The 1,730-nt window shown below is 73.2% G+C and carries 2 protein-coding genes; both read right to left on the minus strand.

Annotated features, from left to right (window positions below):
• Positions 1 to 65: 65 nt before the first annotated feature.
• Complete coding sequence (locus tag D471_RS0109205) at positions 66 to 926, minus strand: Nif3-like dinuclear metal center hexameric protein (protein ID WP_017598354.1); 861 nt, start codon at positions 924 to 926, stop codon at positions 66 to 68.
• Positions 923 to 1,730 (minus strand): helix-turn-helix transcriptional regulator (locus tag D471_RS33640; protein ID WP_017598355.1); only part of this gene is annotated, 808 nt, incomplete at its 5' end. The genes D471_RS33640 and D471_RS0109205, both read right to left, overlap by 4 nt.

The raw sequence follows: 1,730 nt of genomic DNA on the forward strand, positions 1-1,730 counted from the left end.
GTCGCCGTCCGCGCCCGTCTCTGTGCAGTTGGGTTCGACCGCCCGGTGGGACGGAAGAGGGGTCTTCAGATGTGGGAGAAGGCCCGCGACCAGGCGTCCGTCACGATCGTCGACACCCGGATCTCCACGTTAGCCCCATCAGAGCCGTTCGCGCGCGCGAGTGCGTCAGCCAGATGGATCGCCCCGTCCGCGAGCCAGGGCCACTCGCTGGCGAAGTGCGGAGTGTCGATGAGGGCGGGACCGGGGTCCTCGACGAACTCCGAGGCCGGGTGGTGGCGCAGGTCCGAGGTGACGAACACGTCCACACCCGCCGCCCGGGCGGCGCCGAGCAGGGAGTCACCGGCCCCGCCGGACACGGCGACGGTGGTGACCAGGCGGTCCAGGTCACCCGCGACGCGGATCCCGGGAGCCGTCGCGGGTAGCCCCTGAGCCACCTGCGCGGCGAAGTCGTGCAGGATCATCGGCTGGTCCAGGGTGCCGATCCGTCCGATGCCGCGCCGTCCCTCGGGGTCGGTGGTGTCGGGGTCGAGGGGGCGCAGATCCCCGTTGAGGCCCACCGCGCGCGCCAGGGCGTCGGACACCCCGGGCGCGGCCGTGTCGGCGTTGGTGTGCGCCGTGTACAGGGCGGATCCGGCGCGGATGAGCCGGTGCACGACGTTGCCCTTGGGGGTGTCGGCGGCCACGCTCGTGACGCCGCGCAGCATGAGCGGGTGGTGGGTGATGATCAGGTCCGCGCCCCACTCCAGGGCCTCGTCCACGACCGCGGCGACCGGGTCGACGGCGAACAGGACACGTCGCACGCTCTGTCCGGGGTCCCCGCACACGAGGCCGACGGCGTCCCAGGACATGGCCCAGCTCGGTGGGTACATCCCCTCGAAGGCGGAGATCACGTCGGCCAGGCGGTGGGGTGGCGTCGCGGTGTTCACGGCCCCGACACTAGCGCTTCGGCGGACCGCCGCGCGCGGGAGGGGAGATCCGCGAGTCGACCGCCCACGGAGCCGAGACGATCCACGACCTCCGGCGGCGCGTCGAGGTCGAAGTCGGCGTCGAGGGAGAGCACGGCCATCGTGTACTGGCAGACCAGGTCGAGCGAGTCGGCGCTGATCCGCACCGCGCAGGAGTCCGCTCCCGTGGCCTCGATCGCGCCCGGGATCGGCCCGTACAGCCGGGAGCGCACGGTCTCGGCCGACAGCCCGAGGACGATCCGCGCGGTGTGGCGGTGGATCGCCCCGGCGAAGGAGCGCACGACGTACTCGGCGGGGTCGGCGGCGGGCAGCTCCCTGGGCGTGAAACGGCGGTGGGTGCGCCGGATGCCGCCCATCCGGTCCACCCGGAAGGTGCGCCAGTCCCCACGGCCGGTGTCGTGCGCGACCAGGTACCAGTGTCCTCCGTGGTCGACCAGGTGGTGGGGCTCGACCCGGCGCTCCCCCGTACGGCCCGCGCGGTCGCGGTAGTCGAAGTCCACGACCGCGTACTCACGGCAGCACGATCCGAGCATCGCCAGATCGCGGGGGCTCACGCTCGGGACTCCGTCACGGCGCACCGCCGTGGTGGTGCCGCTGACCGCGGTCAGCCGCGGACGCAGCCGGGTGGGCAGCACCCGCTGGAGTTTGGCCAGGGCCTGCGATGCGCTCTCCTCGACGCCGGAGACGGTCACCAGGCCGAGCCCGATGGCCACCGCCTCCTCGTCGTTGAGCAGCAGCGGCGGGAGGTCGTGTCCGGGGACGAGC

It is taken from the genome of Nocardiopsis lucentensis DSM 44048 (genome assembly GCF_000341125.1).
GTDB classification, from domain to species: Bacteria; Actinomycetota; Actinomycetes; order Streptosporangiales; family Streptosporangiaceae; genus Nocardiopsis; species Nocardiopsis lucentensis.